Source organism: Mycoplana sp. ABR4_002, from assembly GCF_056159645.1.
Window position 1 is genome coordinate 136,699 of sequence record NZ_JBSWVO010000001.1, and the last position, 26,649, is coordinate 163,347.

27 protein-coding genes and 1 tRNA gene are annotated in these 26,649 nt (G+C 65.4%); 10 read left to right on the plus strand and 18 right to left on the minus strand.

Translation table 11 applies throughout. The annotated features are described in order from the left end of the window. Positions 1-97: 97 nt before the first annotated feature. Positions 98-631 (plus strand): TIGR02281 family clan AA aspartic protease, encoded by a 534-nt coding sequence (locus tag ACXAGF_RS00625; protein ID WP_475013672.1) that lies wholly within the window; start codon positions 98-100, stop codon positions 629-631. On the opposite strand, the gene deoA is transcribed toward ACXAGF_RS00625, so the two are convergent. Genes deoA through ACXAGF_RS00660 form a run of 7 tightly spaced genes read right to left on the minus strand, consistent with a single transcriptional unit; the run spans position 621 to position 7,544 of the window. Continuing rightward, positions 621-1,940, minus strand: a complete 1,320-nt coding sequence (gene deoA / locus ACXAGF_RS00630; RefSeq protein WP_475019185.1) for a thymidine phosphorylase — start codon at positions 1,938-1,940, stop codon at positions 621-623. The two genes, ACXAGF_RS00625 and deoA, sit on opposite strands and share 11 nt — an antisense overlap. After that, the gene (gene deoC / locus ACXAGF_RS00635; protein WP_475013674.1) at positions 1,937-2,710 is read right to left on the minus strand and encodes a deoxyribose-phosphate aldolase; all 774 of its coding nucleotides are present in this window, start codon (positions 2,708-2,710) and stop codon (positions 1,937-1,939) included. The genes deoA and deoC overlap by 4 nt, the downstream gene beginning before the upstream one ends. Next, positions 2,703-3,512, minus strand: a complete 810-nt coding sequence (locus ACXAGF_RS00640; RefSeq protein ID WP_475013675.1) for a purine-nucleoside phosphorylase — start codon at positions 3,510-3,512, stop codon at positions 2,703-2,705. Before ACXAGF_RS00640 ends, deoC begins: the two co-directional genes overlap by 8 nt. Beyond that, on the minus strand, positions 3,509-3,901 hold the full coding sequence (locus tag ACXAGF_RS00645; protein ID WP_475013677.1) for a cytidine deaminase: 393 nt from the start codon (positions 3,899-3,901) through the stop codon (positions 3,509-3,511). Before ACXAGF_RS00645 ends, ACXAGF_RS00640 begins: the two co-directional genes overlap by 4 nt. A 2-nt stretch (positions 3,902-3,903) precedes the next feature. Further along, positions 3,904-4,875: an ABC transporter permease gene (locus tag ACXAGF_RS00650; protein WP_475013679.1), complete on the minus strand. Its 972-nt coding sequence runs from the start codon at positions 4,873-4,875 to the stop codon at positions 3,904-3,906. A 3-nt stretch (positions 4,876-4,878) separates the two neighbouring features. Continuing rightward, positions 4,879-6,012 carry an ABC transporter permease gene (locus ACXAGF_RS00655; protein ID WP_475013682.1) on the minus strand — a complete coding sequence of 378 codons (1,134 nt, stop codon included), beginning with the start codon at positions 6,010-6,012 and terminating at the stop codon, positions 4,879-4,881. Next, on the minus strand, positions 6,009-7,544 hold the full coding sequence (locus ACXAGF_RS00660; protein ID WP_475013684.1) for an ABC transporter ATP-binding protein: 1,536 nt from the start codon (positions 7,542-7,544) through the stop codon (positions 6,009-6,011). The genes ACXAGF_RS00655 and ACXAGF_RS00660 overlap by 4 nt, the downstream gene beginning before the upstream one ends. A gap of 167 nt (positions 7,545-7,711) precedes the next feature. On the opposite strand from ACXAGF_RS00660, the gene ACXAGF_RS00665 reads away from it, so the two are divergent. Next, on the plus strand, positions 7,712-7,942 hold the full coding sequence (locus tag ACXAGF_RS00665; RefSeq protein ID WP_475013685.1) for a SlyX family protein: 231 nt from the start codon (positions 7,712-7,714) through the stop codon (positions 7,940-7,942). Positions 7,943-8,002: 60 nt separating this feature from the next. On the opposite strand, the gene ACXAGF_RS00670 is transcribed toward ACXAGF_RS00665, so the two are convergent. From ACXAGF_RS00670 to ACXAGF_RS00680, 3 genes are all read right to left on the minus strand, one after another. Next, on the minus strand, positions 8,003-8,995 hold the full coding sequence (locus ACXAGF_RS00670) for a BMP family lipoprotein (RefSeq protein WP_475013686.1): 993 nt from the start codon (positions 8,993-8,995) through the stop codon (positions 8,003-8,005). Between the two features lie 210 nt (positions 8,996-9,205). Next, entirely contained in the window at positions 9,206-9,856 is a 651-nt protein-coding gene (msrA, locus tag ACXAGF_RS00675) for a peptide-methionine (S)-S-oxide reductase MsrA (protein ID WP_475013689.1), read from the minus strand. 46 nt (positions 9,857-9,902) lie between these two features. Next, positions 9,903-10,223, minus strand: a complete 321-nt coding sequence (locus tag ACXAGF_RS00680) for a hypothetical protein (protein ID WP_475013692.1) — start codon at positions 10,221-10,223, stop codon at positions 9,903-9,905. 234 nt (positions 10,224-10,457) lie between these two features. On the opposite strand from ACXAGF_RS00680, the gene ACXAGF_RS00685 reads away from it, so the two are divergent. Next, a tRNA-Ser gene (locus ACXAGF_RS00685) sits at positions 10,458-10,547 on the plus strand. Positions 10,548-10,786: 239 nt separating this feature from the next. On the opposite strand, the gene ACXAGF_RS00690 is transcribed toward ACXAGF_RS00685, so the two are convergent. After that, entirely contained in the window at positions 10,787-11,656 is an 870-nt protein-coding gene (locus ACXAGF_RS00690; RefSeq protein ID WP_475013695.1) for an HD-GYP domain-containing protein, read from the minus strand. A 339-nt stretch (positions 11,657-11,995) separates the two neighbouring features. Beyond that, on the minus strand, positions 11,996-13,069 hold the full coding sequence (locus ACXAGF_RS00695; RefSeq protein ID WP_475013697.1) for a tartrate dehydrogenase: 1,074 nt from the start codon (positions 13,067-13,069) through the stop codon (positions 11,996-11,998). Between the two features lie 164 nt (positions 13,070-13,233). Here ACXAGF_RS00695 and ACXAGF_RS00700 point away from each other — a divergent pair, with 164 nt between their 5' ends. The 5 genes from ACXAGF_RS00700 to ACXAGF_RS00720 all read left to right on the plus strand — a co-directional run bounded on the left by ACXAGF_RS00700 (position 13,234) and on the right by ACXAGF_RS00720 (position 19,414). After that, positions 13,234-14,151 (plus strand): LysR family transcriptional regulator, encoded by a 918-nt coding sequence (locus ACXAGF_RS00700; protein ID WP_475013700.1) that lies wholly within the window; start codon positions 13,234-13,236, stop codon positions 14,149-14,151. A gap of 125 nt (positions 14,152-14,276) precedes the next feature. Beyond that, the gene (locus ACXAGF_RS00705) at positions 14,277-15,245 is read left to right on the plus strand and encodes a TAXI family TRAP transporter solute-binding subunit (RefSeq protein ID WP_475013702.1); all 969 of its coding nucleotides are present in this window, start codon (positions 14,277-14,279) and stop codon (positions 15,243-15,245) included. Positions 15,246-15,323: 78 nt separating this feature from the next. Beyond that, entirely contained in the window at positions 15,324-17,519 is a 2,196-nt protein-coding gene (locus ACXAGF_RS00710; protein WP_475013704.1) for a TRAP transporter permease, read from the plus strand. A 218-nt stretch (positions 17,520-17,737) separates the two neighbouring features. Next, entirely contained in the window at positions 17,738-18,193 is a 456-nt protein-coding gene (locus ACXAGF_RS00715; protein ID WP_475013707.1) for a hypothetical protein, read from the plus strand. Between the two features lie 111 nt (positions 18,194-18,304). Beyond that, the gene (locus ACXAGF_RS00720) at positions 18,305-19,414 is read left to right on the plus strand and encodes an AI-2E family transporter (RefSeq protein WP_475013708.1); all 1,110 of its coding nucleotides are present in this window, start codon (positions 18,305-18,307) and stop codon (positions 19,412-19,414) included. A 17-nt stretch (positions 19,415-19,431) separates the two neighbouring features. On the opposite strand, the gene ppk2 is transcribed toward ACXAGF_RS00720, so the two are convergent. From ppk2 to ACXAGF_RS00745, 5 genes are all read right to left on the minus strand, one after another. Continuing rightward, the gene (gene ppk2, locus ACXAGF_RS00725; protein WP_475013710.1) at positions 19,432-20,259 is read right to left on the minus strand and encodes a polyphosphate kinase 2; all 828 of its coding nucleotides are present in this window, start codon (positions 20,257-20,259) and stop codon (positions 19,432-19,434) included. Positions 20,260-20,275: 16 nt separating this feature from the next. Continuing rightward, on the minus strand, positions 20,276-21,988 hold the full coding sequence (locus ACXAGF_RS00730; RefSeq protein ID WP_475013711.1) for a SulP family inorganic anion transporter: 1,713 nt from the start codon (positions 21,986-21,988) through the stop codon (positions 20,276-20,278). Between the two features lie 40 nt (positions 21,989-22,028). Continuing rightward, a complete protein-coding gene (locus ACXAGF_RS00735; RefSeq protein ID WP_475013713.1) occupies positions 22,029-23,186 on the minus strand; it encodes an HlyD family secretion protein in 1,158 nt (385 codons plus the stop codon). Then, positions 23,186-23,533: a DUF3302 domain-containing protein gene (locus ACXAGF_RS00740; protein ID WP_475013714.1), complete on the minus strand. Its 348-nt coding sequence runs from the start codon at positions 23,531-23,533 to the stop codon at positions 23,186-23,188. The genes ACXAGF_RS00735 and ACXAGF_RS00740 overlap by 1 nt, the downstream gene beginning before the upstream one ends. 844 nt (positions 23,534-24,377) lie before the next feature. Then, positions 24,378-25,016, minus strand: coding sequence for a thermonuclease family protein (locus ACXAGF_RS00745; protein ID WP_475013715.1), 639 nt, complete (start codon positions 25,014-25,016; stop codon positions 24,378-24,380). 223 nt (positions 25,017-25,239) lie between these two features. Here ACXAGF_RS00745 and ACXAGF_RS00750 point away from each other — a divergent pair, with 223 nt between their 5' ends. Both ACXAGF_RS00750 and ACXAGF_RS00755 read left to right on the plus strand, forming a co-directional pair. Then, positions 25,240-25,374: a hypothetical protein gene (locus tag ACXAGF_RS00750; protein WP_475013716.1), complete on the plus strand. Its 135-nt coding sequence runs from the start codon at positions 25,240-25,242 to the stop codon at positions 25,372-25,374. 379 nt (positions 25,375-25,753) lie between these two features. Continuing rightward, positions 25,754-26,077, plus strand: coding sequence for a hypothetical protein (locus tag ACXAGF_RS00755; protein WP_475013718.1), 324 nt, complete (start codon positions 25,754-25,756; stop codon positions 26,075-26,077). Between the two features lie 57 nt (positions 26,078-26,134). Here ACXAGF_RS00755 and ACXAGF_RS00760 read toward each other — a convergent pair whose 3' ends face one another. Further along, complete coding sequence (locus ACXAGF_RS00760; protein ID WP_475013719.1) at positions 26,135-26,473, minus strand: hypothetical protein; 339 nt, start codon at positions 26,471-26,473, stop codon at positions 26,135-26,137. Positions 26,474-26,649: the final 176 nt, after the last annotated feature.

A 26,649-nucleotide genomic window follows, 5' to 3' on the forward strand; every position in this document is an offset into this window, starting at 1 on the left:
GCGCGTTCGGCGCGGCGAAACGGCCCGTTCCAGCCGATCTTTCCCTTCCGTCAACCCGGACGTGGTCTAGTCGTGGCGTTTCCCGGAGGAGATGCCCATGCTCGCCCGCAGCCTCTTCATTGTCGCCGCCGTTGCGCTCGCAGCCGTGCTTGTGCCGCGCATCGCGGAAAGCTACCTCGCGAACGCGCCGATGACGAAGAGTCCGGAACCGGCGGTGTCGGCCGCCGGGCAGGCGGCGCCGCCTGCCCGCTACACCGGCACCAGCGGCACGACCCTGCAGGCCGACGCCAGGGGGCATTTCTTTGGTGTCTTCACCATCAATGGCCGCAAGGAACGGGGCATGATCGACACGGGCGCCAGTTCGGTCGCGATCAATCTTTCCATCGCCCAGCGGCTGGGGTTTGCCCGCAAGGACCTTGATTTCCGCCACGTCGTCGACACGGCCAACGGCAAGGTGCGCGCCGCCGCAGTGCGGCTCGACAGTGTCGAGATCGGTGGCGTTCGCGTCGCCAACGTCGGGGCCATGGTGCTCGAGGACAGGTCCCTGTCGGGCATGCTGGTCGGCATGACGTTCCTCCGCGGCCTTTCCTCCTATCAGGTCGACGGCAACCAGATGCGGCTCATCCGCTGATCCGGCTGACGATCGGGCTGACCGGTTCGGGCGCCGCCTCGGACACGGTGTAAAGACTGCGCAGCCGGGCGACGCCGGCGCGTGCATCGTCCAGCGTGCGGGCATGCACGCGACCGATCGCCTCGCCCTTCTCGATCCAGCTGCCGATTGGACGCAGCCGGTCGAATCCGACGCGATGGTCGATTGCCTGGTTCGGCCTTGTCCGGCCTCCGCCGAGTTCGATCACGCCAAGGCCGAGGCCGCGGGTATCGCAGGCGGAAAGATAACCGGCCGTGTCCAGAGCCGCCGGCAGGACCACCGGTGCCCTCGGCAGGAATGCGGCCGGCTCGTCGAGCAGCCTGGTCGGACCGCCGAGCATTGCAACCATGCGTGAAAAAGTCTCGGCCACGTCGCCGCCGTCAAGGGCACGTCGGGCGCGCGCGTGGCCGGCCGGGGCGCTGGGTTCGATCCCGGCGGCGACCAGCATCTCCGCGGCCAGGCCCAGGACGACCTGCTCGAGCCGGCTTCCCCGCTCTTCGCCGCGAAGAAAGGCGAGGCAGCTTTCGATCTCCACCACGTTGCCGACGGCATCGGCCAGCGGCTGGTTCATGTCGGTAATCAGCGCCGTGGTGCGCAGCCCGGCGCCGTTGGCCACGTCTACCAGCGCCCGGCCGAGGCGTTCGGCGTCTGCTCGCTCCGTCATGAATGCACCGTTTCCGAGCTTCACGTCGAGCACGAGCGACTGCAGCCCGGCCGCCAGCTTCTTCGACAGGATCGAGGCGGTGATCAGCGGCACGGAATCGACCGTCGCGGTCACGTCGCGAATGGCGTAGAGGCGCCCGTCCGCCGGGGCGAGGTCGGCCGTCTGGCCGATGATGGCGCAGCCGACTTCCTTGACCGCGCGTCGGAACAGCTGCGAGGGCGGGTTGACGGCATAGCCGGGGATCGATTCCAGCTTGTCGAGCGTGCCGCCGGTGTGGCCAAGGCCGCGCCCGGAGATCATTGGCACCGCCAGCCCGCAGGCGGCAGCGATCGGCGCCAGCATCAAGGAGACATTGTCGCCGACGCCACCGGTCGAGTGCTTGTCGGCCACGGGGCGGTCAATGTCGCGCCAGTCGAGCACGTCGCCGGAATCGCGCATGGCTCGGGTCAGCGCCACCGTCTCGCCGGCGTCCATGCCGCGGAACCACACGGCCATGGCGAAGGCGGCGACCTGACCTTCGCTGGCGCTGCCGTCGGCCAGCGCCGCAATGAAGCTGCCGATTTCTTCCGCGGACAGGACCTCGCCGTCGCGCTTGCGCCGTATCGTCTCCTGCGGGAGCATGGTCAGTAGGCCGCGTTGGCGCCGCCTGAGCCGCGGCCTTCAAGAACGGCGATGACGTCGCCCAGGAGCCCGGAGGCGCCGAACCGGAAGGTCGACGGTATGGCCCAGTCTGGCCCGTGGATCGCTGCCGCCAGGTTGAGGTACAGCGCAGCATCGCCAACCGTGCGTACGCCGCCGGCCGGCTTGAAGCCGACGTTGCGGCCGCTCTCGCGGATGGCGTTCAGCATGATGTCCGCAGCCTCCAGCGTGGCGTTGACGGCGACCTTGCCGGTCGAGGTCTTGATGAAGTCCGAACCGGCGGAGATCGCCAGGTGCGAGGCATTGCGGATCAGGTCCCGGTCCCGCAATTCGCCGGTCTCGAGGATCGTCTTCAGCAACACCGGCGGCCGGCAGACGGTGCGCACCGCCGCAATCATCGCGTGGACCGCGGCCTCGTCGCCGCCCATCAGCGCCTTGTAGGGAATCACCAGGTCGATTTCGTCGGCCCCGTCGGCAATCGCCTGTTCGGTCTCGGCGACGACGTCGTCGACCGGCAGGTCTCCGGACGGAAAATTGACCACCGTCGCGATCCTGATCGGGCTGTGGGGGCCGAGCAGGCCGCGCGCCTGCTGGACGAAGCGGGGCCAGATGCAGATGGCGGCGGCGTGGCCGAAGGGGGTGCTGGCCTGCCGGCACAGCCGCTCGATCGCCGTCGCGTCGCAGCCGTCGGTGAGATCGGTCAGGTCCAGCAGCGACAGGGCCTTGGCGGCGACCTGCCGGGGCGTGGTTTCATTCATCGTCCTTGCCTCCGTCTGCAAGCATTTCGGCGACAATGGCGGCGAGCCGTGCCCCGCCGACCGGCGCCATGTCCTTGGTCTCGTGGTGGCTGAGCTCCGCACCGGTCATGCCCGCGCCAAAGTTGGTGATCACCGAAGCGGCCGCCACCTTCAGTCCGAGGAAGCGCGCGATCAGCACCTCCGGCACGGTCGACATGCCGACCGCGTCGGCGCCGAGGATGCGCGCCATGCGGATCTCGGCCGGCGTCTCGAAGCTCGGACCGGAAAACCACATGTAGACGCCCTGGTGCAGCGGCGTGCCGGTTCTTTCGGCCGCCCGCTCCATCCGGGCCGCCAGCCCTGCGTCATAGGCATTGGTCATGCCGACGAAGCGGTCGTCGCTTTCGATTCCGATCAGCGGGTTGGCGCCGGCAAAATTGATGTGGTCGGATATCCGCATGACGGAGCCGGGCGGCATATCCTCGCGTAGTGAACCGGCGGAATTGGTCAACAGCAGCGACGTCACGCCGAGCCCCTTCAGCACCTCGATCGGGCCGCGCATGACGTCCGCGTCGCCTCGCTCGTAATAGTGCACGCGTCCGGAAAGCATGATGACGGCGACGCCGCGGAGGCGGCCGACAACCAGTTCGCCGGCGTGACCGGACACCGAGCCCGAAGGAAAGCTCGGAAGCTCGGCATAGGGAATGCGCACGGCGTCCTCAACCGCCTCCACCAGCGAACCGAGCCCCGAACCGAGGACGATCCCGTAGCGCGGAGCCAACCCGCCGAGGGCCGGAACCAGGTGATCGAGCGCGGCCTTCATCCGATGACCTCCGTCGCAAAGCTGCGCGGCAACAGCTGGTCCATCGTCAGCGTCTCCTTCACGCCCGTCTCGTCGCAGAGATAGATGCGCGTCGACGGAGAGGCGAATTCGGCGATCTTCTGCCGGCAGCCGCCGCAGGGTGGGCAGAGCGGCAGCTTTTCGGCGATCACCGCCAGTTCGACGATTTTCTTCGCGCCGCCCATGATCATCGCACCGATCGCCGTCGGCTCGGCGCACCAGCCTTGCGGGAAGGAGATGTTCTCGACATTGGCGCCGGCATAGACCTTGCCGTCCTCGGCGCGGATGGCCGCGCCGACCGGAAACTTCGAATACGGCGCATGCGCAAACGCCATGGCGGCGCGCGCCGCTTCGAACAGTTCGTGAGACATTGTCAACGCTCCTTCACATAGGGCACGCCGCCGGCCTTCGGCGGGATGGCCTTGCCGATGAAGCCGGCCAGCAGGACGACGGTGAGGATGTAGGGTAGCGCCTGCATCAGCTGCACCGGCAGCTTGCCGACCAGCGGCAGGGGCGTTCCCTGGTATCGGATGGCAAACGCATCGAGGAAACCGAACAGCAGGCAGGCGAACATGACGTTGACCGGCCGCCACTTGGCGAAGATCAGCGCCGCCAGCGCGATATAGCCCTTGCCGGCGGTCATGCCCTTGGTCCAGCCGGCGTTCGCCGCCAGCGACAGATAGGCTCCAGCCACGCCGCACAGGATCCCGCAGCAGATCACCGCGCGGTACCGCATCCAGAGGACCGAAATTCCGGCGGTATCGACTGCCCCGGGGTTTTCCCCGACCGCCCGCAGACGCAGGCCGAAGCGGGTGCGGTAGAGGATCCACCAGGTTGCCGGCACCATCAGGAAGGCGAGGTAGGTCAGTGCCTGGTGGTCGGAGATCAGTTCGGCATAGATCGGCCCCAGCACCGGCACGCCGCGCAGGGTTTCGGTGAAGGGCAGCGCGATCGCCTGGAAGCGCGCCCCTTCGCCGAGCGCCGGCGTGCGCCCGCCCTGGCGGAACCAGGCCTCGCCGAGGATCACCGTCGCGCCGGCGACGATGAAGTTGATCGCGACGCCGGAGACAATCTGGTTGCCACGCTGGGTGATCGAGGCATAGCCGTGGACGAGCGCGAGCAGGACCGACACGACGATGGCCGCAAGCAGCCCGGCCATGGCCGACTGCGCGATGAAGGCGACGCAGCCGGCGGCAAAGGCGGCGCCGAGCATCTTGCCCTCGAGGCCGATGTCGAAGACGCCGGCCCGTTCGGAGAACAGGCCCGCCAGGGCGGCGAGAATCAGCGGCGTGGAGAGCCGAACCGTCGACTGGGCCAGTTCGAGGAAGAGCTGCAGGTAATCCATCGATCAGGCTCCCTTGACCACAGCTTCGCGGCCGCTGCGCCCGGAAAGGGCGAGGACGATGCGGGTGATGGCCGGGCGGAACATGTGCTCGAGCGCGCCGGCGAACAGGATCACCAGACCCTGGATGATGACGATCATGTCGCGCGAAATCGCAGGCATCTCGAAGGCGATTTCGGCCCCGCCCTGGTAAAGCACGCCGAACAGGATCGCCGCCGGGATGATGCCGGCGGGGTGCGAGCGCCCCATCAGCGCGACGGCAATGCCGACGAACCCCGCGCCCTGCACGAAATCGAGCTGCAGCCGGTAGGTTTCGCCCATCACCGGGTTCAGCGCCATCATGCCGGCAAGTGCGCCGGAAATCAGCATCGTGACGACGATGATACGCGCCTCCTTGACGCCGGCGTAGCGCGCGGCCGAAGGGCTGTGGCCCATGGTGCGCATTTCGTACCCGAGCCTCGTCCGCCAGATCAGCACCCAGACGCCGAAGCTTGCGGCCAGCGCCAGGAGGAAGGTGACGTTGAAGGGCGAGGTGCCGACGCTGAGGCCGAAGATCGACATCAGCCAGTCGAGCTTCGGCAGTTGCCCGCCGGCATCGAAGGTGCGGGTTTCGAGCGACATCGAGCCGAGCGGTTTCATCACCCGGTTGAGCATGTAGTTCATCAGGCTGGCGGCGATGAAGTTGAACATGATCGTGGTGATGACGATATGGCTGCCGCGCTTGGCCTGCAGCCAGCCGGGGATGAAGGCCCAGGCCGCTCCGAACAGGGCCGATCCGAGGATGGCCAGCGGGAACACCACGTACCAGGGCAGCACCCGGTCGAAGGCGAGGCAGGCGAGCGCCACGCCGATGCCGGCGACATAGGCCTGGCCCTCGCCGCCGATGTTGAACAGCCCGGCGTGGAAGGCGACGGCGACGGCAAGGCCGGTGAAGATGAAGGTCGTCGCGTAGTAGAGCGTGAAGCCGATATACTCACCGCGTCCGAAGGCGCCATTGATCATGTGGTAGGCGGCTTCCAGGGGGCTCTCGCCGACGAGCAGCACGACGAGGCCGGCCACGGCGAAGGCGACCACGAGGTTGACGAGCGGGATCATCCCGTACTCGACCCAGGCCGGAAGCTTTGCATAGGGAACGCTCATTCTGCGGCCTCCTTGGGGCCTTCCACGCCGGCCATCAGCAGGCCAAGTTCGCCTTCGGTGGCGTCGGGACCGCGTTCTCCGACGACGCGACCGGCAAACATCACCAGGATCCGGTCCGACAGGGCGCGGATCTCGTCGAGTTCGACCGAGACCAGCAGCACCGCCTTGCCCTGATCGCGCATCTCGATGATGCGCTTGTGAATGAATTCGATCGCGCCGACGTCGACGCCGCGCGTCGGCTGGCCGATGAGCAGCACGTCAGGATTGCGCTCCATTTCCCGTGCCAGAACGATCTTTTGCTGGTTGCCGCCGGAGAAGTTCGCCGTTTTCAGCCGCGCGTTCGGCGGGCGGATGTCGTATTTTTCGATCTTCTCCTCGGCGTCGGCGCGGATCGCATCGATGTCGAGCAGCGGGCCCTTCCGGTAGCGGTGGTCGCCATGATAGCCGAGGATGGCGTTCTCGCTCTCCTCGAACTTCAGCACCAGGCCGACATGATGCCGGTCTTCCGGCACATGCGCGAGACCGCGCCGGCGAAGCTCGGCCGGATCGGCATGGCCGGTGACGTCGATGGCCTGGTCGTTCAGTGCAACGCTGCCGGACACGGCCCGGCGGATGCCCGAGATCGCTTCCAGAAGTTCCGACTGGCCGTTGCCGGCGACGCCGGCAATGCCGACGATCTCGCCGGCGCGCAGTTCGAAGGAGACGTTGTCGACCATGGTGACGCCGCGGTTGTCGCGAACCGTGAGGTTGCGGACTGCGAGCTTGACGTCGCCCGGAACCGCCGCGCCCTTCTCGACGCGCAGAAGCACGCGCCGGCCAACCATGAGTTCGGCCAGTTCCTCCACCGACGTGTCGCGTGTTTGGCGCGTCGCCACCATCTCGCCGCGGCGCATCACCGAGACCTCGTCGGTGATCGCCATGATCTCGCGCAGCTTGTGGGTGATGAGAATGATGGTCTTGCCCTGCGCCTTCAGCTGCTCGAGGATCCGGAACAGGTGGTCGGCCTCGGCCGGGGTCAGCACGCCGGTCGGCTCGTCCAGGATCAGGATGTCAGCCTTGCGGTAAAGCGCCTTGAGGATCTCGACACGCTGCTGCAGGCCGACCGGAAGCTGCTCGATCACCGCATCCGGGTCGACTTCGAGCGCGTATTCCTCTTCCAGCCGCTTCAATTCGGCGCGCGCGTTGGCGATGCCGGCATTGAGCACCCAGCTCTGCTCGGCACCGAGCATGACGTTTTCGAGAACGGTGAAGTTCTCCACCAGCATGAAGTGCTGGTGCACCATGCCGATCCCGGCGGCGATCGCCGCGTCGGGATCGCGGATGTGTACGGCACGGCCATCGACCCGGATTTCGCCGCGATCGGCCTGGTAGAAGCCGTAGAGGATCGACATGAGCGTCGACTTTCCGGCGCCGTTCTCCCCGATGATGCCGTGGATCGTGCCCTTGCGGACTTGCAGGTTGATGTCCTTGTTGGCATGGACGAGCCCGAAACGCTTGTCGATGCCGCGCAGTTCAATTGCCAATTCGCCCATGCGTCGATTTCCCGCTTGGAAGCCATTCGTCCGCTTGGGGCGGATTCTTCCGGCTCAGTCTTGTTGCTTCCGCCCCGCTTGTCCAGCATCATTGCGGGCGGCCGCGTCATTGGATAGACTCCAGCGATGGAGCGGAACAGGCCGCGCCGACGGAGCCCGATCAGATCATGACCCATCCCGTCACCCCCGACGAAGACAGCGTCCGCCGCATTGCCGCGCTCGAGGAGCGCATCGCCCATCAGGACCGCACGATCGAGGAACTGTCCGAGCAATTGGCCGACCAGTGGAAGATCGTCGAACAGACGCGGGCGAAGCTGGACCAGTTGGTCGAGCGCTTCCTGGATTTGGAGGAGGGCGCTCTCGAGGCGCCGGCGATCACCCGGCCGCCGCACTACTGAGGCATGCAAACAAGCGAAGGCCCACCCGATTGACGCGGGCGGGCCTCGCTATCGCTACCATCAGTAGGGGCAGGACTCGTCCGACATGTAGTCGTGGACGGTGATCGTGCCCGCGACGATGTCCGCCTTGGCCTTTTCGATCGCGGCCTTCATGTCGTCGCTGATCAGGGGCGCGTTGCTTTCGTCCAAGGCGACGCCGACGCCGTCTTCCTTCAGGCCGAGCACGTTGATGCCGGGAGTGAAGTTTCCGTCGTTCGCCGACTTGAAGGCGTCATAGACGGCGACGTCGACGCGTTTGAGCATCGAGGTCAGCACCTTGCCCGGATGCAGGCCGTTCTGGTTGGAATCGACGCCGATGCCAAGCTTGCCCGCATCTGCCGCCGCCTGCAGCACGCCGACGCCGGTGCCGCCGGCGGCGTGGTAGACCACGTCCGCGCCCTGGTCGAACTGGGACTTGGCGATTTCGCCGCCCTTGACCGGGTCGTTCCAGGCGTCGGGCGTCGTGCCGGTATAGGCCTCCAGCACGGTCACGTCGGCGCCGGTCGACTTCGCGCCGCCGATGTAGCCGCAGGCGAACTTGTGGATGAGCGGGATGTCCATGCCGCCGATAAAGGAGACTGTGTTCGACTGCGACGCCATGCCGGCCAGGATGCCCGCAAGCCAGGACCCTTCCTCTTCCTTGAAGACGACCGAGCGCACATTCGGCTTGTCGACGACCATGTCGATGATCGCAAACTGCGTATCAGGGTATTCCGCGGCGACCTTCTCCAGTGTCGCGGCCCAGGAAAAGCCGGCCATCACGATCGGGTTGTTGCCGTCACCGGCGAAGCGACGCAGCGCCTGCTCGCGCTGGGCATCATTGGCGATCTCGAAGTCGCGGTAGTCGATGCCGGTTTCGGCCTTGAACTTCTCGGCGCCATTGTAGGCTGCCTCATTGAAGGATTTGTCGAACTTGCCGCCCAGGTCATAGATGATCGCCGGCTTGATGTCGGCCGCCAGCGCCGTCGCCGACAGTGCCGCCGTGGCAAGAAGAGTCAGTAAAGTTTTTTTCATCGTGCAGCCCTGTTGCAATTGTTTTTCCGGGTCCTCCCGCACGCCCCGCTCAGGGCGGGTTTGCGGAGCCGCCAGCCCCGTTCCCTATAGGGCCAGGCGGCGCGATCCTTGCACGGCTGCTGGAAAAATTCACCAGAAATTTTTCAGTTGGTAAAAAATCATTGCGAGGCTGGGTTGCTGGGTGCGGCCGCCACGACGCCGTGGGGCCGGTCAGGCGATGACGCAGGCAACGCCGGTGCCGCGCAGTTCGCAGCGCCCGGCCGGGTTCTTGGCCAGGTATTGCTGGTGAAAGGGCTCGGCGAAATAGAACGGAGGGGCCGCGGCGATCTCGGTCGTGATGGTCTTGCCTAGCCCGGCCGCGGCCAGCGCCCTCTGGTACCGGTCGCGCATCCCGAGCGCGGTCTGATGCTGGTCGTCGTCGGTCGTGTAGATCGCCGAGCGGTAGGTCGTGCCGATGTCATTGCCTTGGCGCATGCCCTGGGTCGGATCGTGCCGCTCGAAGAACAGTTTCAGCAGCGCCCCCGTCGAAACCGCCCGCGGGTCGTAGACGACGCGCACGACCTCGGCATGTCCCGTGAGCCCGGTCGTCGTCTCCTGGTAGGTCGGGTTGGGCGTGAGGCCGCCGGCGTAGCCCGCCGCGGTGACGTAGACGCCCGGGACCTGCCAGAAGAGCCGCTCGCCGCCCCAGAAGCAGCCGAGACCGAGCAGGATTTCGCGCATGCCGTCCGGCCAGGGGCCGGCCAGGGGGCGACCGTTGACGAAGTGGGTGTCCGCCGTGGCGATCGGATCCGGCCGGCCGGGCAGGGCATTTTCCGGCGTCGGCATCGTCGTCTTCCTGTTGAACATGTCGATCAGAAACAAGCGGAAGGCTCCTTTGGTCAGACCGTGGCCGGCGCGGATTGGTCAGTCAGGCGGTGAAGCGGCCGGCGAAGGGCCGGCGCCGGTAACCCGCCATCCAGAACAGGAGCGACAGCGCCAGCAGCGCCACCGAGGCCGGTTGTGCGAGGATCCAGAGCGCCACCGGGTCCCAGAGGGTCGGGTGCAGCCGGTTCATGATCGTGTCCGCCAGGTATGCGAGCGAATCGGGACTGGCATCGGTCCAGGCGACCGCGAGCGGCGTCAGCACCGGCTGCGAGGCTGCGACCGATTGGATCGCGTCCAGCGTGGCGGCCATGATCGCCATCGCGAGCGCGACCACGCTAAGCATCCGGAAGACGAAGCGAAACATCGATTGCCTGACTCCAAGGCACACGGTCCTGAGCGGACCGTTGCATGCAATATTAGATAAGTGGCGCCGGTTCCCGTTGCAATCCGCCCGGCCGTGCCGGCAAGCCGGCCGATGACAAAAATCTGTCAGAAAGCGGTTGATTGCGCCGTCATCATCGGTATATATCGCGCCGTCCCGCCCGACTGTCCCCAGGAAGGCGGCCCGCACCGGGTTAACCGCCGGTCGTTTGCGGACGGACAGGTGGCCGAGTGGTTGAAGGCGCACGCCTGGAACGCGTGTATACGTGAAAGCGTATCGAGGGTTCGAATCCCTCTCTGTCCGCCATCACACTTTCCTAACCTCCTGAAAAAGGGAGCATCTCAGGCCAGCGCGCAATGTCCGTGATCGATCGTCACGTCGACTTGCAACATCCCGGTCGATGAAAGCCCAACTGCCCGCGAAGGTCCGCAAGGTCCTCCGCGCTCCCTGCTTCATGATTGAAATGCGCCCGACGCGTTTTTGGAGACCTTCGCGACGATCCGTGCGCCAGCATGGCTCGAGGCGCGCGGCCCCTGCGACAGGCGTTAGTCCAGCATGCTCGCGAGCCGCAGGATCAGCCTCTTGTCGAAGAGATGGCCTCGTTCGAACATCCATCGCAGCGCTTGCGCATTGGACCAGGCGCGCTTGTAGGGGCGGACGCTGGTGAGGGCGTCAAACACGTCGCATACCGTGCATATGCGCACCGGCAAGCTCAATTGATCGGCACGCAGGCCAAGCGGGTAGCCGCTTCCATCCATGGCTTCATGGTGAAGCCGACAAACCTCAAGGACAAGATCGGAGACCTCCGGATGTTCTTTGAGCAGTTCATAGCCCCGCTCGGGATGGCTGCGCACCGTCTGCTTCTCGGTATCCGTCAATTGCCCGTTCTTGTTCAAGATCTCGTTCGATATCAGCAATTTGCCAACATCGTGCACCAGGCCGGCAATGGTCAGCTCCTTGACGGCATCGCCTTTCAGGCCTGAAAGCTCTCCAAGCCCGGTCATCAGCCCGCTGACCGCCAGCGAATGAACGTAGGTTCCCGTGTCCTTGGTCTTCAGTCGGGTGACCGCCACCATCAAGGATGGCGAGGCATTCAAGGCGGCGGCTATGTGCTTTACCGCAGGGGTCAGCAGGTGAATGTCGAAATGGCCCAGCTTGATATCGCCGAGAGCTTCCCGCAAGGTCACGGTTGCTTGCGACACGCTCTGCTCGATGCCGGCCCGCAACTTGGATTGGGCATGTTCCTCCGAAGCGGGGGACTCGGGCCAGCCACAACCGACTTTGCTTTTCGCGCGGTTGACCAGAACGACTTCCGCCGAAGAGGCGAGGATCGAATTCAGGACGGCATCCGTCTCAAGCAGGAAGCGTCGTCCGGAGAACTCAAGGTCCGAGCACTCGACGGCTTCTACATACATTCCTTTGCAGAGCATATGTTTCGGAACGCGCAGAATCACACCGGGGGACCCTCATTTCTGCAAGTGCACCCTGCTTGTATGCTTTCAACAGCTAATAAACTCCTAGTTTTAGGGATGCCGCCCGACACTCGACGGGATGAGTTAACGGGAGGTAATTCAATGGCCCCGGGCATCGGCCGCCACCGGTCCGGGCTGCCGCGGGGGCTCGCCGCCGAGCCATCGCGAGGCTTCGCGCGCAATCCCGTACAGAGCCCTCTTTCGCGAGACCGGCAGGCGTCGAGGCACCGCCCCGGGATCTCCGGCTGGCCGCGATGTTGTCGGAGGCCCGCTGCCGCACCTTCAGACGTTGTCGCCGCGGATTGCATCGCAGACGGCGTCGGTCACCTCTTGCGTCGTCGCCCCGCCCCCGACGTCCGGCGTCAGGATGCCGTCGGCGCAGACCCGTTCGACTGCGCGCATCAGGCGCTCGGCCGCGGACCTCTCCCCGAGGTGCTCGAGCATCTGGGCCGCCGTCCAGAAGGTCGCCACCGGATTGGCGATGCCCTTGCCGGTGATGTCGAAGGCCGATCCGTGGATCGGCTCGAACATCGAGGGGTAGCGCCGCTCGGGATCGATGTTGCCGGTCGGGGCGACGCCGAGGCTGCCGGCGAGGGCGCCGGCGAGGTCAGAGAGAATGTCCGCATGGAGATTGGTGGCCACGATCGTGTCGAGGCTCTTGGGGTTCTTCACCATGCGCACGGTCATCGCGTCGACCAGCATCTTGTCCCAGGTCACGTCGGGAAACTCCCGGGACACCTCGGCGGCGATCTCATCCCACATGACCATGCCGAAGCGCTGGGCGTTCGACTTCGTCACGACGGTCAGAAGCTTGCGGGGGCGCGACTGGGCGAGGCGGAAGGCATAGCGCATGATCCGGGTGACGCCGACGCGGGTGAAGATCGCCACCTCTGTGCCGACCTCTTCCGGCAGTCCCCGGTGGGCGCGGCCGCCGTGACCGGAATATTCCCCTTCGGAGTTCTCGCGCACGATGACCCAGTCGAGGTCGCCCGGGCCGACACCGGCGAGCGGCGACCGAATCCCGGGTAGGATCCGGGTCGGCCGCACATTGGCGTACTGGTCGAAGCCCTGGCAGATCGGCAGGCGCAGGCCCCACAAGGTCACGTGATCGGGCACGTCCGGTGCGCCGACGGCACCGAAGAAGATCGCGTCGAAATCCTTCAGCCGTGCTGGGCCGTCGTCCGGCATGAGCGCGCCGGTCCGCTTGTATCGCGCCGAGCCCCAGTCGAACTGCTCGACGTCCAGGGCGAATCCCCCGTCGCGCCGAGCCAGCGCTTCCAGCGCCTGCAGACCGGCGGCAATGACTTCGGGGCCGATGCCGTCGGCGGGAATGGCGGCGATCTTGTAGCGTCTCATGGTTCAGGTCCATTGGCTGGAGGCCGATCGCGATCGGTCGGGGCGGTTCAGGAAACCACCCCGTTGCCGGTCCGCCGATCTCGGCCGGAACCTACGGCTGAAGGGGTAGACGGCTCAACGACTGTGAGATTATATATATTATCAGTATAATATGGTGTGGGTGAATGGACATATCGCAGCTGAAATGTTTTCTCGCGGTCGCCGACACGTTGCATTTCGGCCGCGCAGCGCAATCGCTCGACATCCTCCCGGCGTCGCTGGGGCGCCAGGTCAAGGCGCTGGAGGACCGGCTGGAGGTCCGCCTGTTCTCCCGCACCACGCGCTCCGTGGTCCTGACGGACGCGGGCAGGGCCATCCTCGAGGACGCGCGGGCGCTCGTCGACCGGGCCGACCGGTTGGAGACGAGCGTGCGCGCCATCGGCAAGGTCGGTGTCCCGGCCCTGAAGGTCGGCGCCATCGACAGCGCCGCGGCGGGGCTCATGCCGCAGCTGCTGCAGTACCTGCGCGCCGAGCACCCGGACATCGAGGTGCGGTTGTTCGAACAGAAGACGATCCATCTGCTGCCGAAGCTTTTGAGCGGCAGTCTCGACATCGCCTTCTGCCGACCGCCCGACGTGCGGCCGGCGCGCATCGCATTCCGGACCCTGTTCTTCGAGACCGCGGTTGTCGCGCTGCCGAGCGGCCATCGGCTGGCTCTCCGCCACGAAATATCGATCGGGGATCTCGCGGACGAGCCGCTGATCGTGCCCGACCGCCGATCGCGGCCGCACTCGCACGACCTGACGATCAAGCTGTTTCTCGAAGCCGGGCTGACGGCGCGCATCGCCCAGATGGCCGAAGAAAAGCACACCATCGTCAGGCTCGTCGCGACCGGGTCCGGTCTGGCGATCGTTCCCAGATGGACCGCCCGCATCGCCGTGCCCGGGGTCTCCTTCGTTCCGCTGGCCATGCCGGAAGGCGGGGCGACGCGGTCGAAGCTGATTCTGGCGGCGGCCTGGGCGCGCGGGACACGCGACCCGCGCCGCGACGCATTGCTGGCGACCCTCGACAGCAATCTCGAGCGGATCGAGGCCAGCGCTTAATTATTCCGGTTCATAATATAATCTTTCTTGCGTTTCTTCGATGGCACATCTCCTGCATGATCGGTCGCGATGGCGCCCGCCCTGGTGGCACGGTGCTGGAGGAGTCTTTGGGAGGGAACAGAACAATGAAAGTTACCGCTTTTGCAGCGCTGATTGCCGGTGTGGTCGCAGCCTTTCCGGCTGCCGCGCAGGATCGTTCGGACTGGCCGTCGAGCCTCAGCATCTCCACCGGGTCTCAGGGAGGAGCCTATTTCGTCTGGGGATCCGGACTGGCGTCGCTGATCGGCGAGAAACTGGGGCTGGGCACGAGCGTGGAGGTGACCGGCGGGCCCGGGCAGAACGTGGCGCTGGTGGAGACCGGGGAAACGCTGCTCGGCTTTACCACCACGGGGCCGGGGCAGGAGGCCATCAAGGGGGAAAGCGAGTTGATGCCGGGCACGGAAGCGGTCAGCCTGCGAGCGCTGTTCCCGATGTACCAGACGCCGCTGCAGGCGGTCGTCATGGCTGGGTCCGGCATCAATTCCATTGAGGATCTGGCCGGCAAGCGCGTCAATCTCGGGCCTGCCTCCGGCACGTCCGCGACCTATTGGCAGCGCTACTTCGAGCAGACCGGCCTCAACGTCAATGCCAGCTTCGCCGGCGCTTCGGATGGCGCCGGCCAGCTTGCGGACGGCCTGATCGACGCCTTCGTCTACGCGGCCGGCCTGCCGACGGGCGCCTTCAGCCAGCTGGCGATCGAGAACGACGTGAAATTCCTGCCGCTCTCGGACGACAACATCAAGCGTTTCATCGATGCGGTGCCGTCGATGCAGCCCTTCACCATTCCGGCCGGAACCTACAAGGGGCAGGACAGCGACATTCCTTCGGTGGCGATGTGGAACTTCGCCATCGCGCATGCGTCCATGCCGGACAGCCTGGCCTACGAGATCACCAAGCTGGCGCTGGAGGACAACCCGCGGATGGTGCAGATCCATGCCTCCGCCATCGAGGCGCTCCCCGAGAACTGGGACAAGAACAACTTCATGCCGTTCCACCCGGGGGCCGTTCGCTACTACGAGGAAATCGGCATCAAGATTCCGGATCAACTGCGTTGAGTTCCGCCAGGTGATGCGAGTGCCGCGGGCTGGGTTCCCGGCCTGCGGCGACCGAATTTCCAACGCACCGGTGATGCCATGACCCGACCCGAACCCGGTGAGAGCCCCTCATCGGAACCGCTTGCCGAACTTGCCGCCCCCGTCGCGGCGACCGCGGCCGCCGACGAGGATCCGCCCGCCGGCAACCAGCGCAGTTTCTCTGGCTGGCGAGCCCATGTTTTCGCCACCGCCTGTGCCGCCTATGCGCTGTTTCACCTCCTGGTCATGAACCTCTATCCGCTGGAGACGTGGACCTACCGGCTGATTCACCTGGGAGGCGGGTTGGCTCTGGGCTTCCTGCTGTTCGGGGCGCATTCCGTGGATCCGGACGGGTCCCGGCCCCGACGAACGATGGCCGACTTGATCGTCCTGTCGGGCGCGACCTGCGGCGTCGTCTATGGCGCGCTTGCGATTGCGGCGATCTGGGCCAATTGGTGGTTCCTAGGATCGGCCAAGCCGCCGGCATGGGCGGTCACGAGTTTCGGCATCCCGCTGACGGTCGGCAGTTTGCTGACCGTACTGCACGGATGGCTGTTCTCGGTCCCCCGCAGCGACCGGTTTGCGCCCTCCGACATCCTGCTGGCGGTCGCCACCGTCGCCTCCGTCGGCTACGTCATCTATTTTGCAAGGGCCCTGCAGATGCGTGCGGGCATGCCGATGGCGCAGCCGTCGGACATGTGGGCCGCCATCGTCGGCGTGATCCTGATCCTGGAGGCGGTGCGTCGCCTGGCGGGCCTCGCGCTCGTCGTCATCGCGCTCGTCTTCGTCGCCTACGCCTTTGCCGGACCGTGGCTGCCCGGGATCCTGGCGCACAGCGGATATACGGCCAAGCGCTTCTTTTCCTATATTTTCACCGACAACGGCATCCTGAGCGCCCCGATCGCGATCTCATCGACCTACATTATCCTGTTCGTTATCTTCGCCGCGTTCCTGCAGGCCACCCATGTCGGTGCCTACTTCGTCAACGTGGCCTTCGCGGCGGCCGGCCACAAGCGCGGCGGGCCTGCCAAGGTCGCGATCTTCTCAAGCGGTCTCATGGGCATGATCAATGGCACGTCCGCCGGCAACGTCGTGGCCACCGGCAGTCTGACCATCCCCCTGATGAAGAAGGTCGGCTATCGCGCCCAGACGGCCGCTGCCGTGGAGGCGGCAGCCTCGTCCGGCGGCCAGATCATGCCGCCGATCATGGGCGCAGGCGCCTTCATCATGTCCGAGATCACCGGCATTCCCTACACCGACATCATTTGGGCGGCGTTGATCCCGGCGATTCTCTACTTTGCCTCGGTCTTCTTCATGGTCGACCTGATGGCCCAGCGCTTCTCGATGGTCGGGCTGCCGCGGGCGGTGCTGCCAAAGATCGGCGCCTTGATGCGGCAGGCCTATCTGTTCGCGCCGATCGTGGTGCTGGTCTGGGCCCTCTTCGTCGGCTACTCGGTGATCCGCTGCGGTACGCTGGCGATGGTGACGGCCGCGGTGGTTTCCTGGCTGACGCCGAACCGCATGGGACCGCGGCAGCTTTTCCATGCGCTGGATCTCGGGGCGAGAATGAGCCTGCAACTGATCGCCGTCTGCGCCGCGGCCGGCATCATTGTCGGCGTCATCGCGCTCACGGGGGTGGGCACGCGCTTCTCGGCGCTGCTGCTCGGCATCGCCGACCAGTCGCAGTTGCTGGCGATGATGTGTTCCATGCTCGTCGCCGTCGTTCTCGGCATGGGCATGCCGACGACCGCGGCCTATGCGGTTGCCGCGTCGGTGATCGCGCCGGGCCTGATCAATCTCGGCATCGAGCCGCTGACGGCGCATTTCTTCATCTTCTATTTCGCGGTAATGTCGGCCATCACCCCGCCGGTAGCGCTCGCCGCCTATGCCGGGGCCGCGATCGCGCAGTCCGACCCGATGAAGACCAGCGTCGAGAGCTTCCGCATCGGCCTCGCAGCGTTCGTTGTGCCTTACATGTTCTTCTTCTCGGACGCGCTGCTGCTTCAGGGAAGCTGGGTGGAGACGGTCCATGTGGTGGCCTCCGCCCTGCTCGGCATCTATCTGCTGTCGGCCGGGATTATCGGCTGGTTCTTCGGCCGGATCGGATGGATCGCCCGCGCGCTCCTGATCGGCGGCGCCCTGGGAATGCTCGATGCCGGCCTGGTGACCGATCTCGTCGGCCTGGTGATCGGAGGCGGACTGCTGCTGCGCCAGAAATGGCCCGCGCGCGGGAAACTGCACCTGGGAGCGGAGTGACGGGAACGGCACGGCACAGTACCCAGGCCGAGCGCCGGCTTGGTTCTCGCCGCGCGGCCCCGGGAAGGAGCCCGCCTGAAGTTACCGAGGGCCATTTGAGCGCGAGCATTTGCGCTTTCTCCCGGGGTCGGTAAAATACCAATAGACTCCCGTATGATACTGCGAACCGGTCGCCCTCAGGCGTACCTTCCTGTGAGCACTAGCGGTGGAGATGGCACATGAGCGAGAACGACAAGGGCATTGTCAGCGCGGACGACTTGCGCAAGCAGATTCTCGAAAGACAGCTCGCCGACATGGAGCGGGAGGACAAGCAGAGAGACCAGAAGAAGGATGAACTCACCAAGTTCGCCGACGACTTCTTTCACAAGCATGTCGGCGAACAGGAGCGGGTGATAATCCGAAACATCGTCTCCCGCGCGGTCAAGGACGGCAAGATGGAGGCTCTGGTTTACACCTTCCCGTCGGACTTCTGCACAGACAGCGGTCGGGCAATCAACAACGCCGACCCCGACTGGCCGAACACGCTCCAGGGCAAGGCCAAGGAACTCTACGACCGCTTCAAGGAGGTGGCACAGCCGCAGGGCTACCGGCTGAAGGCGATGGTCATCAGTTTTCCCGGTGGCGTCCCGGGTGACATCGGCTTCTATCTGAACTGGGAGCCGCCGATCGCCTAGCCCGGACCGCTCTCGTCGACCGGCGCCACGTTTCACAAGGCGAGGTCGTGGGGGCATTCCCTGGCCCGATCTCCGGGGGCGATGTCAGGCCGGATGACGGCGGGAGAGCATATGGGCGACAAATCCTCTTCCGCATCTGACGACGCGCCGGACGAGCACGGGCGCTCGATGGAGACACGGATCACCGAATTCGTCCGGTTTGGCGTCGTCGCCCTGTTCGCCTACTGGTCCTTCACCCTCGTCGCCCCCTTTCTCGTGATCGTGATCTGGGCGGCCATCATCACCGTCGCCCTCTATCCTCCGTACCGGGCCCTGGCCGTCGCACTCGGCGGCAGCCAGCGCCTCGCCGCCTTTGCGATCACCCTGCTTGGTCTGGCGATCATCCTCGGGCCGTTGGCTGCAACCGCGCTCAACTTCGTCGAGGCGACACGCTGGCTCATGACAAAGCTGGAGGCCGGCACGCTGCAGGTTCCCGCCCCCTCGGAGAACATTCGCGAGCTGCCTGTCATTGGCGAGCGCCTCTACCATGCCTGGACCCTTGCGGCCGAAAACCTCGAGGGGACGCTGGAGCGTTTCGAATCGACGCTGCTGCAGCTCGGCGGCTTCGTGCTTGGCAAGGCCGCCCGGATCGGGCTGGGCCTCCTCAGCTTCATGGCCTCGGTTATTATCGCCGGCTTTCTGTTCGGGCACGGCCCGCAACTGGCCGTCGGAATCAACCGCTTTGCCGAACGCGTCGCGGGCAACCGGGGAATCGGTTTCGTGCGTCTGGCCGGCGCCACGATCCGGAACGTGGCCACCGGCGTGATCGGGGTCGCACTGCTTCAGACCCTTCTCGCCGGGCTGGTCTTGCACGTTTTCGATGTCCCCGCCGCTGGCGGACTGACCTTCATTGTCCTGATACTGTGCATCATCCAGCTCGGGCCGGCGATCATTCTGCTGCCGATCATCATCTGGGCGTGGATGACGAAGGACCTTGGCTATGCGGCGACGTTGACGCTGTTGCTAGTTCCGGTCGCGGTCATCGACAATGTGATGAAACCGATCCTGGTCGCGCGCGGACTGTCGACGCCGATGCTCGTGATCTTCATGGGCGTCATCGGCGGCACGCTGTCTTATGGGCTGATCGGCCTGTTTCTCGGCCCGATCGTGCTCAGCGTCTTCTACGACCTTCTGGCTGCATGGGTGCGCACGCCGGCGCCGGACAGGAAGCGTACGTCCTGATCGCTGGATGCGCGGCCTCAGGCGACGTCGGGCACGAGCCGGCGCGGGCTCCTGTCGTCCTCGTAGTCGGCGGGGCGCTTCTGCCGCTTGCCGAGATCGGGGGCTTCGAACTTGACCTTTTCGTAGGGGATCGACGCGAGCAGGTGCGAGATGCAGTTGATCCGCGCCCGCTTCTTGTCGTCCGACGGCACGATCCACCACGGCGCATGGGGGCTGTCGGTCGTCCGCAGCATCTCGTCATAGGCGCGCGTATAGTCCCACCACTTCCGGTAGGATTCGAGGTCCATCGGGCTCAGTTTCCATTGCCGGACCGGGTCGTCGATCCGCTGGCGGAAGCGACGCTCCTGCTCTTCCTCGCTCACCGTGAGGAAATATTTCAGCAGGATCGTCCCGCTTTCGACGATCGCCGCCTCGAAGCGGGGAATGAGCTCGAGGAAGCGCCGGGCCTTCTTTTCGCTGCAGAAGCCCATGACACGGTCGACGCCGGCGCGGTTGTACCAGCTGCGATCGAAGATCACGATCTCGCCGCCCGCCGGCAGCTGGCTGATATAGCGCTGCATGTACATCTGCGACTTCTCCCGGTCGCTCGGCGCCGGCAAGGCGACGACGCGGAAGACACGCGGGCTGACACGCTCGGTGATGCGCTTGATCACGCCGCCCTTTCCGGCCGCGTCGCGCCCTTCGAAGACGATGACGATGCGGGCCCCCGACTTCTTCACCCATGCCTGGAGATGCGAAAGCTCGACCTGCAGCTTGGCCAGCTGCCGGTTGTACTTTCGGACCTTGCCCTTTTCGCCCGGCGCTTCGCGCGCGGCGGTGTCGTGTTCATCCTGTTTCTTGTCCATCGTCCATCCCTCCTTGTCATTCGGTGCCGGTGACCCGGCCAATTGCGGCCTCCTCACGGAAGGCGCGAAGCGCGTCGTCGAGGTCGTCGAAAATCAGGTCGGCGCCGATCCGGTCGACCAGGCCGGCCCGCAGCAGCAGCGCCCGCGCTTCGGCATGCAGTTCGGCCAAACAGAGCCGGATGCCGCGCTTGGCCAGGTCTCCGCGCACGCTCTCCAGCATCGCGGCGGCGGTGCTGTCCATCTGGGCGATGGCACCGGCCTCCAGAACGAACCAGCGCGTGTCCTGCGGCAGATTGCCTGCAATGGCGTTAAGCCGGGCCCGGACGTAGTCGGTGTTGAAGAACAGCAGGCTGCCCTGCAGCATCCATACCACGAGACCGGGTACCGCCTGTGCCTGCTCGAGGCGGTGGAGCTTGTAGAAGCCGTCGCGGCCGGCGATGCGACCGAGGAAGGCGTCGCGGGGATACATCATGTCCCGTAGCAGGTAAACGAGCGTCGCCGCGATCGCGATGATCACGCCGTTCAGCACGCCGAAACTGATGGCGCCTGCCATGGTGATCAGCGCGAACACGAACTCCATCCGGCTGATCCGCCAGATCTGCCGCAATTCGCCGACATCGATCAGGCTCAGCGCGGCAGAAACCAGGATGGCAGCCAGCGCCGCCACCGGCAGGATCGTCAGGGCGTCATTGAGGAACAGCAGGGTGGCCATCAGCGTGGCTGCGGAGACCAGTCCGGACAGTTGCGAGTGGCCGCCGACGGAGAGGTTGATCGCGGTCCTTGAATCGGAAAAGCTGACCGGAAAGCCGCTGAACAGGCCCGCGCCGACGTTTGCGCTGCCCAGTCCGATCAGTTCCCGGTTGGCATCGACGGTTTCGCCCATGCGGTTGCCGAAGCTGCGCGCTGCGACGATGCCGGAGCCGAAGCTGACCAGGAAGATCGCGGCGGCGCCGAGCACGAGGCTGTCGAGCGGCAGGCCGGCGAGCGGCGGCAAGGCGAGGGCCGGCAGCCCGCTCGGGATTGCCCCGACCACGGCAATGCCGTGTGAGGCAAAGTCGAACAGGGCCGAAAGCAGAACCGACGACACCACGACGATCACCGGCCCGGGGACCGGAGAGTTGAGCGTTCTTGCGAGTTGCAGCAACAGGAACATGGTGGTGGCGAGCGCGGCCGTGGGCCAATGGATCGAGGCGGCCTTGCCCGCCAGCTCGACCAGCGGAGGCAACAGCCCGTCGCTCTCGATCTTCAGCCCTGTCAGGCGTCCGATCTGGCCGATCAGGATCGAGACCGAGATGCCGGCGAAGAAGCCGACCAGGATCGGTCGCGACAGGAAGGTCGCCAGCACGCCGAGCCGCAGCGCGCGCGCACCGAGGCAGATCAGGCCGACTCCGATCGCGAGGGCCGCTGCCACCGCCACCCTGTCCGAAGCCGTGGCGGCTGGCATCTCGGCGACAACGGCCGTGATCGCCGCGGCGAGCACCGTCATCGTTCCGGCGTCGGGCCCGACGATCAGCCTTCGCGAGACACCGAAGATCGCATAGGCGATCGCGGCGAAGATGCTGGCGTAAATGCCCGTCTGCGGTGGCAGCCCTGCGATCGCCGGATAGGCGATGGCACTTGGCAGACCGACCGCGGCCACGGACAACCCGGCGGAAATGTCGTTGCGCAGCCAGCCCGGGCGATAGCCCGAGAGCCCCTTGAACAGCGGAAGCTCGTGAATGCGGCTCATTTCGCCTTCCTTCGCGCTTGGCTGTCAGCAGCAGTCGAGGTCAGTGCTCCAGGAACACGTAGTTCATCCAGGCCCCCATGCGCAGCAGCACCTTGCGCAGGATCGAGACATGGTGCCAGTGCTCCGTGTAGACCGCCACGGACGCGACCACGCCGCCGGGCAGCTGATAGGTGCTGATGTCCTCCAGGATATCGATCTTGGCGAGCGTCTGCCCCGGCTGCAGCCGCTCGGGCGACTGCGGGTCGATCAGGGCGCCGGTTGGCTGCAGCTGGCCCTGCGCCATCACGTCGATGATGCCGCTGACCTTGGCCTTGAACACCCTGCCCGGGACGGCCTTGAAGGAGACCTCGGCCTCGTCGCCGACCCGCACCCGCTGCAGCGAGTTCTGGATGAACGCGGCGGCAAGCATCCTGTCCTCGGAGTTGATGAACACCATCACCGGTCGAAACGGCAGCGGATTGGCCATCATGCCGGGGCGCAGGAAGACCTGCGTGACGTAGCCGTCGCTGGGCGCGCGGATCGTCGTCTGGTCGAGTTCGAACTCGGCGTTGCGAAGCTCGGCGGTCAGGCGGGCGACGGCAGGGTTGACGCCATTGATCTGCGATTCATAGGCCAGGCGCGCCTGCATGGCCTGAGCTTCCGCCGTGCCGACTGCGGCAACGGACGCCAGATAGAGGCCGCGCCGGTTCTCGACCTCGAGTTCGGAGACCGCGGTCTGGCCTGTCCGGGCCCTCGAGGTCTCGAAGATCTCGAGGTAGCTTTCGTAACTCTCCTGAGCCCGGTCACGGTTGGCCACCGCCCCGTCGACGACGGAGTAGGCGGCATCCATCGCCGACTTCAGCTGCTGCACCGCCTGTTCGGCCTCCGCCAGCGCCGCCTTCTTCTGGTCGACCGCATATTGGTAGGGCCGCGGATCGATCTTGAAGAGGACGTCGTCCTTCTTCAGCGGGGTGTTGGGCTGCACCGGCACGTCGACCACGATTCCGCCGACAGCCGGAATGACCGGAGCCGAGGTGAAATAGATCCGGCCATCGCTGGAGTAGGGGTGGTTGTAGCTCATCAGCAGGATCAGGCCGGCGATCAGGAAGATTCCGCCCAGCGTGGCGGTCGAGACCGTCCACTGGTTCACCGGAATCCTGAAGATCTTGAAGACGGCGATGCAGATGGCGGCGTAGGTCAGAATAAGCAGCAGATCCATCAGGCGGTCTCCCTCGTGTGCGCCTTCAGTTCCTCCTCGAGTTCCTCGATACGCGCCTGCAGGCGGGCGACCTCGGCATTGGCTTCGGCCTCCGACTGGAGCTTGCCGTCGGGGCGGATGCCCCAGCCGCGATCCTCCCGGTAGATCGTCGCCCAGATGAACAGGAACGGCCAGATGGCGTGCAAGGTGAACAGGCTGACCCAGCCGGCAACGTGGATCGCATCCTGGTGTGGATGGTTTCGCGCCTTGGCGATCAGGTGGGGAATGTCGTGGATCGCGATGACCCCATAGAACAGCGTCAGCACCACGAAAAACAGGACGCCGAGCGCGAAATAGTCCAGAAACACGTTTTTCCCTCCGAAATGCCCCGCCTGGCCGACGCAGTCGCCCAAGCTTCATCCAAGCTACCGCGCCTGGCGGACCAATGCTCGTAGCATCTTGTAGTCTCTGTCGAGCAGACCATGCAGGCTGCCTTGTACGGGCCGTCGGCAATCGCCGAATCTGGCCGCTCCTGCCGATTGAACCGGTGCGTCTCCATCGCGGGCGCCTCTGCAGCGTCCGCATAGGCAGCCTCTGGGGTCGCCCATCCCACAGCCATTCCCCGTCGCGCGTGCAGTAGCGGCCATGGTCCACGTTCACATTTTCCAACATGTTACGTCAATCAGCCGTGGCCACGCAATACGACGGCAAACCGATCCTGCAACTCATGGTCGCTTCGAGTAGCAGGCCTTGCGCCCGACCAACGTCTGCCTTTGCCGGACGGCAAGCTCATGGCTTATCGAGGTTGCTGAATGTCGGCCGTGTCGTCTTCGGCGCGACGTGCCGACCTCCGGAGTGCCCTGTGCTTCTATCCGGAAGGGAAGCAAATCGTAGGCATGGTGCGCTACTGGTCGTCGGCGCTGCCCGTCGCCTGTCCGACCCTGTGCGACGCATCGCGCCGGGGCCTGTCAGGCGGGAGGACGCGTCTACCGGGCCTCATCGCGTCGAGCGAAGACGGGACGCGCGTCGAACCGAGTGTCGGGCCTCAACTCGCCTTCAACGCGGAAATGCAACGGACCGGCCCGCCTCCGCGGCAATGCCAATGGTCAGCATCTGCTTGCCGCCGATCCGTGTTGGTTTTCCGCGCGCCATCCGCGAAGACCCGATGGGTTGGCTTGCCGTCGCAGACTGTCGTCTGCGGTCCGGCCTCTCCTAGCCGCACCAGCTCTGGCGTTGCCCCGCCCAGGGCCGGGCCAGCCCCTTGGCCACAAGCGCATCGCCGATCGACCGGCCGTTCCGCCTTACCACACGCAGCTTGCGGCCGTACTGGTCCTCGTCGATGGGCCGCCAAGTGGCCAGTTCGAACGGCCCGGCATTGAGCAGGACGCGCAGTGCCTCCTTGGCGTCGCCGCCGAGTAGGCGTTCGCGGTCGCATTTGGCTTCCTTTGTCGCCGGCACATAAATGTCGGCCATGCGGATCTGCGCGCCGTGATAGATGAAGCTGCCGCCGTCGACGATGCAGTTGTCCTGTTTGATCCCGCAATAGAAGAAGGTCACCTTGCCTGTGGCCGGCGAGGCGAGGGACGCGCGTGTCGGTATCGGCCGTTGTTCCGGCCTGGGCGGTGAGAGTGCTTGCGGTTTGTTCGCCGTTGTCTTGATGACACGTGCCGTTTCGATGCCATGGATCGGGCTGGCCGGCTCCAGCCAGTCGGCTAGGGCCGGCAGGTTTTCCCGCGCGGCGATGACACCGACCATCGTCGCGCCAAGCAGATACCATGGCCACATCCGGCTGGGCATGGAATTGGAGCGGCGATTTCCCGAACGTTTGCGTTTGCGCGGCTTGCTGGCCATTTCTTGGTCCGGATTGTGAACGGATGGGCGCTGGCGCCGGGCGGCGAAAGGGGCGAGGCATGCTGCTGATCGGGCCGCGTCGACGGAGCGCGCACCGTTCCATGACAGGCGTAAACTTATAGTTACTTTCCGAGGTAACGGATTTTTGTTCATCTGCCGTTCATGAAAGTGACAGCGCCGCAGATCCCGGTGGTGTAGCCTGACCCGGCAAAAGGAGGGCCGAATGATTCGCATTGCCTTGGGCGTTACGGTATTTTCAGCATTTGTCGCCGCCATGTTCGGTTTGGCCCTGCTGCCGGACCTTGTTGACAGCTACCATGGGATGAATGGGGGCGAGCAAGTCGCCGTCGTCGAATAGCGGGCCGCGCCACGGTTTACTTGGTTTTGCGCTGCAACATACGAAATTTGCTCAATAATTCGATCTAGATTGTCCAATTCTACTTGGAACAAACGCTGATTGAATCTAAGCTCCCGGTTGTGGTGCTAGCTTCACCCTAGAAAAGGTCCCAACCTGTGCTTCCCGGCGCCCTCGCGAGGCGCCGGGAACTTTCTTTCGGACATTTTCCTTCGGCTCGGCGGTCGTTGCCGCCTTCGCCCCTTCCGAGGCCAGTCGGCCGGACGCCTTTCCAGGAACTTCCCGTACACTTGTTCGTTTCGACTGTTGCGGACGTGCCGACCTGGCGCAACAATGCGTCTGGCGCTGCGCGTCACCGTCCCCACCGGAAGAGGAGGCAGGCATGGCCAGTTTTGACGCTCAGGCAGAAATCGCGGCTCTCCGCGAAGAAGTCAGCAGCCTGAACAAGGAGATCGCAGCCCGCTCGGCGGCAGCCTACGGAGAGGTGAAAGGCCGGGCCGCCAGTGCCGGCCGGTCGATCCGGTCGGCGACCAGAAGCGGCGCCGACTACGTGCGCTCCGAGGGAACCGCAGTCGCGCGTACGGCGCGCGAGCATCCCGCCGCGGTCTCGACGCTGGTGATGGCGGCCGGGCTTGCCGGCGTGGCAATCGGCTTTCTCATCGGCAGCTCATCAGAACCACCGTCACGCAGCCGGTACTGGCGCTGACGCGCCGACAGGGACCGCCGATCACGCCACGCACGGGCTCTGCCAGCGCGCGATGCGTCAGCGTCGGCGAAGGCCGAGCAGATAGCCGAGGAATGCGGCCCCGAACAATGCCGATAGCGGGTTTGCCACCACGGTCGCCCGCACCTCCTCCCGCAGCGTGCTGGCTTGCGACACCGCATAGTGGCTGCCGCTTTCGGCCAGCGCGCCGAGCGATTCCTTGAGCCGGGCAACGTCTTCCTTCAGTACCGCGATCTGCTCGACGACGGCGGCCTTTGCCGCTTCGGTCGACCCGTCGGACGCGGTGTTGCCGCCGCTCTCATTCTTGCTCGCCTTTTTTTCGCCGTCGCGCACGACGCCGAGGGATGCGCGCCGGCCGGCTTCTTTGTCGTCTGCCATGTCAGACCCTCCTGGAAACGCTGTTTGCACCGGAAGAACTGTGAGCACGGGCAAGCGGTTCCCTAGCCCGCACACATTGCCTGTCGCGCCCTGGCGTTAACCCTTTGTTAACCAATCGCGCCCATGCTGGCGAAGTCGGCCAATGGCGGATCCTGTCACATGCTTGTTATCGAGGC